Source organism: Paenibacillus oryziterrae, from assembly GCF_042610485.1.
In the GTDB taxonomy this organism is placed as follows: domain Bacteria; phylum Bacillota; class Bacilli; order Paenibacillales; family Paenibacillaceae; genus Paenibacillus_AQ.
This window is the reverse complement of sequence record NZ_JBGJZO010000030.1, coordinates 39,196-45,466: the sequence shown is the minus strand read 5'-3', so window position 1 is coordinate 45,466 and position 6,271 is coordinate 39,196. Positions and strand designations below refer to the sequence as shown.

Genomic DNA, 6,271 nt, shown 5'->3' with positions numbered 1-6,271 from the left:
ATCTGGCGAAGTTCATCAGCTTTGAAGTGACGCCGGTGGCGCAGACAGGGACAACAACCGGAACGCCAGTGGAGAGTGCGAGAACAGCGGCGGTGCTGGCGGCATCTTCGGGCGAAGGACCTCCAAGCACTCCTAGTACGCCAACTCCAACTCCATCGGCCCAGCCGGGAGGAGGCGGTGCGGAAGTTCTGGTGAATGGCAAGGTTGAGAATGCCGGAACCGCCACGACTACGGAGGTGAATGACCAGACAGTAACTACCATTGCAGTCGATGCAGCGAAGCTTGAGGCTAAGCTGGAAGCTGAGGGACAGAATGCGGTGGTTACCATTGCAATACGTACGAATTCGGAAGTTGTAATCGGAGAACTGAACGGTCAAATGATCAAGAATATGGAACAAAAGCAGGCAGTTGTTGAAATCAAGACGGATACCGCAACGTATCGATTGCCGGCACAGCAGATTAACATTAATGCAATCTCAGATCAATTGGGTCAAACGGTATCGCTACAAGACATCAAAATTCAAATTCAAATTGCCGATCCAACAGCGGCTACGGTGAAGGTAGTCGAAGATTCGGCAGCCAAAGGCGAGTTTAGCCTTGTAGTTCCACCACTCAACTTTACAGTTACAGGCAGCTACGGAGGCACATCTATTGAAATCAGTACATTTAATGCCTACGTAGAGCGTGTTATTGCCATTCCTGATGGGGTTGATCCAAACAAGATTACAACAGGAATTATTATTGACCCGGATGGAACGGTAAGACATGTCCCTACACAAGTTATCCGGGTTGGCGGTAAATATTTTGCTAGAATCAACAGCTTGACCAACAGCACCTATTCAGTAGTGTGGCATCCACTCGAATTTAAAGATGTTGTCAATCACTGGGCAAAAACAGCGGTAAACAACATGGGCTCCCGAATGGTGATCAACGGGACAGGCAGTGATTTGTTCGAACCGGATAAGAACATTACCCGCGCCGAATTCGCTGCGGTTATAGTCAGAGCCTTGGGGCTAAAAACGGGTACTGGCAATCACTCGTTTACGGATGTGAGCAGCACCGAATGGTACAGTGGCTATATCAGAACGGCAGCCGAGTATAAGATTATTGAAGGCTACAGCGGCGGCATGTTCGGTCCAAACGATACACTGACTCGTGAGCAGGCAATGACCATGATTACGAGAGCGATGAGCATTACAGGTCTGGCATCAGATATAACGGCAACCGAGGCCGAGAAGCTGCTTTCTGGCTTTGGTGATGCGGAGGGAATTGCGGGCTACGCAAGAAACAGTATAGCAGCTTGCGTACAATTGGGCATTGTATCAGGGCGAACAAGCCATCTGGTTGCTCCGAAAGAGCATATCACCAGAGCAGAGGTAGCTGTAATTGTACAAAGGCTACTACAGAAATCCAATTTGATTTAATCCCCTTAAGGAAGTTAAACCAAAGAGCATGTCCCAGTCTGTCAGGGACATGCTCTTTGTGTTCGCGCTATTTCTCTTCTGCCACTTAGTTCCTTATACTTCCTTATCCATCTCGCGCAGCTCGACCCGGCGGATTTTGCCGGAGCTGGTCTTAGGAAGATCACTGATAAATTCGATTTTGCGCGGGTACTTGTAAGGAGCTGTCCACTCTTTGACATGGGCCTGTAGCTCTTTAATCAGCTCCGGCGTACCTACCGCTTCGTCCTTCAGCACGATAAATGCTTTCACAACATGGCCGCGGATTTCGTCAGGACTGGCTACAACGGCGCATTCCTTTACGGACGCGTGTCGCATGAGCGCTTCCTCTACTTCGAACGGTCCAATGGTGTACCCGGAGCTGATGATGATATCGTCGCCGCGTCCCTGGAACCAGAAATAGCCGTCTTCGTCTTTGAATGCACGGTCTCCTGTGATAAAAAACTCGCCATGCGTGGAGCTTGCTTTACGCTCAGGGTCCTTGTAATACGTATGGAACAGGGCCGGCATGGTGAGATGTACGGCAATATCCCCTACTTCTCCCGGTGCTGCCGGAACCCCTTGCTCGTTCACGACCTCCACCAGCCCCGGTGCCATGGCTTTACCCATCGAACCCGTACGGATTGGCGTATCTTTAAGTGTTCCGATCAAAAGCGTGCTTTCCGTCTGGCCATAGCCATCACGGATCGTAATGTCGAAGTGCCGCTGGAATTCCTTGATGACTTCCAGATTAAGCGGTTCTCCGGCGGATACCGCACTGCGGAGCTTGGATAAGTCATACGTATCAAGGCCGGTAGTCTTCGCCATTAAGCGGTATTCCGTAGGCGTACAGCATAATACCTGTATCCCCTCATTCTGCATGAGCTGCAGGTAGCGGTTCGGATGGAAAGAGCCGCTGTAGACAAATCCTGTTGCCCCGTTACCGAGAACGGCCAAGAAGGGGCTCCAGATCCATTTCTGCCAGCCGGGTGCAGCCGTCGCCCAAACGATATCCGATTCATGGATATCCAGCCAGTGAGACGACGTAATCCGCAGATGGGCATATCCCCAGCCATGACTATGCACAACTGCTTTTGGATTTCCGGTGGTTCCCGAGGTATAAGCCAGAACTGCCATATCATCGCGGTGTGTATCCACAGCCTCGCGGTAATCAGGCTGATCATCCATCAGCGCTTCTAAAGACAACCAGCCTTCATTAGGCTCATCGCCGTCTTCCAGCACGCTTAGACGATAGTTCAGAGCGGGCAGGTCGTCGCTGATCTTGTCCACTTCGCCGGCGACACGGGACCAGGCAATAACAGCCCGCGCCTCGGAATGGCGCAGCCGGTAGGATAAATCCTTCGCTCTGAGCATTTCCGAGGAAGGGATCACGGCAAGTCCTAGCTTCAAACAGGCCAAGTATATTACATAAGCTACAATTCGCCGCGGAACCATTACGAGCACGCGGTCTCCTTTAACGAGTCCCAGTTCCGCAAGTCCTCCAGCCAGCCGGCTGGCTTGCTTCATAAGATCGCCGTAGGTGATTTCCTCCCGTCTGCCGTCTTCACCCATCCATTTGAGCGCGAGTCTATCAGCGGGGTGACATTCCATCTCCGAGGTCAGATTATAACGTTCTGGAGCAATCCATCTGTCTATAGTCAATCATTTCATCTCCTATAATCGTTAAGGTTAGGTCTCACTGTTACGATGTAATTATAACACGAACCCTTAGGACCAGATACTAAAAACATGAACATTCATCAAATTAACAGGCATGCACTTTTCTTGTTCAATCGAATCCAACTTTGACAGGTTAAACTATTCTACAATTTTTACTCAAAATTTATTTTGTTCTTTATTAAGTACAATAATAATGATAAATTTAAAAATACGTAGGGAATACTAGTCCGTTTTTGACGCGCAGATTGCTAAATGTTAAATTTCGTTCGTTATTGTGGAACGCTGAGAGGAGGGAAGCTATGACTACCAAGGAAGAGAGTCATCGTCATACGATTTCGGAGCTGCTACAGCGGCGCGCATCTCGAAATACCAAGGATATTGCCTTCAGCTTTCCGGAACTTGGACAACATTACGCATGGTCCCGTGTTTGGGAGGAGACATCGGGGATTGCAAGGGGATTTATGGCGTCGGGTATTGTCAAAGGGGATCGGGTTGCGGTGTTGATACAGGGGCAGATGGAATTAATACTTTCAATGTTTGCTGCCGCCTGCATCGGTGCGATCATCGTTCCGCTTAACTCCTATTCTAAGAAGGAGGAATTGCGCGTCCTTCTGAAGGACTCAAGACCAGCAGCCATGGTTGTCGGCCTTGAGGGACACGGGCTTCATTATGCGCAACTAATGCGAGAACTAGTTGAGGAAGAGAAGTCTTCCGAAGAAGAACACATAAGCGGCTGGATGCCGTCTTCAATCTTTGTCCTGGGAGATGGTGAGGAGTCTGCTTCGCCGCTTATGCCTTATTCGGAGCTTGCCCGGAGAGGGAAGAGCGTACGTGATGAGGAATTTGAAGAGCGTTGCCGAACCGTGCGTACAGAAGATCCGCTTATTCTGCTGTACACCTCTGGAACATCTGGACGCCCGAAGGGTGTACTTCGGACAACCTCATCTTTTCTGGTCCGCAGCGGCGGGAATTACAACAAAGGGGAGGCCACCCTTGTTGAGGCACTGACCGACCGGGTGGCCCGGCGATTCTCACTGCTGAATCTGCTTCCGCTATATCATCTTGGTGGCTTCGCAACGTTGTTCACTGCACTCAAGGTGTGCAATATTCGAATCGTGATGCTGAATTACTTCAACCCCATTCATGCCCTAACAGTACTGGCAGGAGAGCGGTGTCAGATTATGAGCGGCACACCGTTTATGATCCGGCAGATGCTCTCGTCGCCTCGACGTGCCGAATTCGATCTTTCCTCTCTACTGGGCATCAGCTTCACTTCGGCTCCCATGAATAGTTCCTTGCTCCGCAAGGTTAGTAGCGATCCGGGACTTCGGCTCGTGTTCTTTATGGTTAGTTATGGCTCCTCTGAAGCCGGGGCAGTAGCCAACGGTATTTGCTTTCTGAATCGGCGCAAAAATCCGCTCTGGTCGCTGCTCTACATTCTGCTTAAATCGACATCGTTCTTAAGCGGGATGGTCGATCCCCGGGAGCTGGAGAGAAACGGCTTCAGTTTTGGCGGAAAAATTGACCAGGGTGTGGAAATAAAGATTGTTGAGCAGGGAACAAGCCAAGAACTGCCCTATGGCGGGCATGGAGAAATTGCAATCCGCAGCCACCGGGTCATGCGCTATCTGAACAGTGAGGAGACGCGGGGCCGGTATACGGAGGATGGGTTCTATCTGTCCGGCGATTTGGGCTTTACGGACGAACGCCGAAATCTAATGATTACCGGCCGGTTGAACCGCGTTATCTCCCGCGGAGGAGAGAAAATCTCTCCGGGTGAGGTAGAACATGTTCTGGCACAGCAGCAAGGCGTGGAGGATGCTTTTGTCCTTGGGCTGCCGGATGAGTTGTACGGCGAGCAAGTTTATGCCTGCGTGGTGCCTTCTGCGGCCGCGATGTTGTCCGAGGAAGGGCTTAGAAGCGCAATAGCGCCTTACTTGTCCGCATTCAAAATTCCGCGGCATATCGTGATTGTACCGGCTCTTCCAATGTCCGCAACTGGCAAAATCGCTGTTTCTGATGTCCGGTTGCTGCTGCGGAATCGAATAGAGGATATCAAAAATGCGTAACTACTATCCGGGTATCACCTTATTCAAAGTCGGCGGCTGCTTGCTGGTTCTGCTTGCTCATGTTATTTTGTTCCGTTATACGGACCATCTGCCTCAGACCCAGCTGTACTATTTCTTCAACGTACTTAAGATCATCGTTCCCTGCTTTTATGTCATCTCCGGTTTTTTGGTCTATAAGGGATGGTCGCATGCAGAAGATGCCGGGGCGTACGTCCGCAGATATCTGATTCGTTTTGGCGGAGTGTATGCACTCTTCTGCCTGGCCTTCGCACTGGAGCATGTGCTCCCTGTACTGATCCGGGATGGACTGACACCGGCAGGAATGCTACTGCAAAGTAAGATTCTCTTTATTGTCTTTTTCCTGAAAGGCCCCTATGTTCAGCTATGGTTCATGCCACCTTTATTCTTCGCCGTATGGGTTAGTTATCTGTTGCACAGCCGGTTTAACCCGCGGATCTCCATTGTGGTTATGGTGCTGGCTTTCGCGGCGGGCCAATTGCTGACTGGGACACTGCGCATCGGATTGGACGAAGTAACGGGAGGCATTCACTTATTGCAAAACAGCTACGGTGGCTATGTAGAGCAGTTCGCTGAGCGGTATTTGGGCTACGGGATAACCTTTGTGTCGCTTGGTATTTGGATTGGCAAGTTGGAAGAGCGGTTTCTTAGTTACTCACCGGGCAGGCTCTTTGCACTGACGGTGCTTGTAATACTGCTCGAAGCACTGCCGCTTTATCTGTTCGTGCCTTGGCGTCCGGAATATGCGCTTGCGATCAGCATGTTGCCAGGTACTCTGCTGCTGTTCCGTGGTGTGCTTGGCGTTAAAGCAAGATTCGTAAAGGCCTATCATCCGTTCATCAATCTGTTCAGCATGGTGACTTTTTTCGGACATATTCCGCTGATGCGACTCAATCTGCTGGTAGGCAGCGACGGAGCGTCGGCCTCCACGGGAATCGGTGATGGGTTGGCCTACATAGCGGTGACACTGGTGGAGATTGTTCTTATTACTCTGCTGATGTACCGGATGAGTAGACGGGGCCGCGACACCCAGCAGACCAAACCGCTTGCATTCTGAATGCAAGG

The 6,271-nt window shown here is 50.7% G+C and carries 4 protein-coding genes; 3 read left to right on the top strand and 1 reads right to left on the bottom strand.

From position 1 onward, the window contains the following. On the top strand, positions 1-1,424 hold a 1,424-nt coding region (locus ACAN55_RS21630; protein ID WP_379137824.1), incomplete at its 5' end, for an S-layer homology domain-containing protein. 93 nt (positions 1,425-1,517) lie between these two features. Here ACAN55_RS21630 and ACAN55_RS21625 read toward each other — a convergent pair. Beyond that, positions 1,518-3,050: an acetate--CoA ligase gene (locus ACAN55_RS21625; protein ID WP_379137832.1), complete on the bottom strand. Its 1,533-nt coding sequence runs from the start codon at positions 3,048-3,050 to the stop codon at positions 1,518-1,520. A 368-nt stretch (positions 3,051-3,418) separates the two neighbouring features. Here ACAN55_RS21625 and ACAN55_RS21620 point away from each other — a divergent pair, with 368 nt between their 5' ends. Then, on the top strand, positions 3,419-5,188 hold the full coding sequence (locus ACAN55_RS21620; RefSeq protein WP_379137821.1) for a class I adenylate-forming enzyme family protein: 1,770 nt from the start codon (positions 3,419-3,421) through the stop codon (positions 5,186-5,188). Then, entirely contained in the window at positions 5,181-6,263 is a 1,083-nt protein-coding gene (locus ACAN55_RS21615) for an acyltransferase family protein (RefSeq protein WP_379137818.1), read from the top strand. Before ACAN55_RS21620 ends, ACAN55_RS21615 begins: the two co-directional genes overlap by 8 nt. Positions 6,264-6,271: the final 8 nt, after the last annotated feature.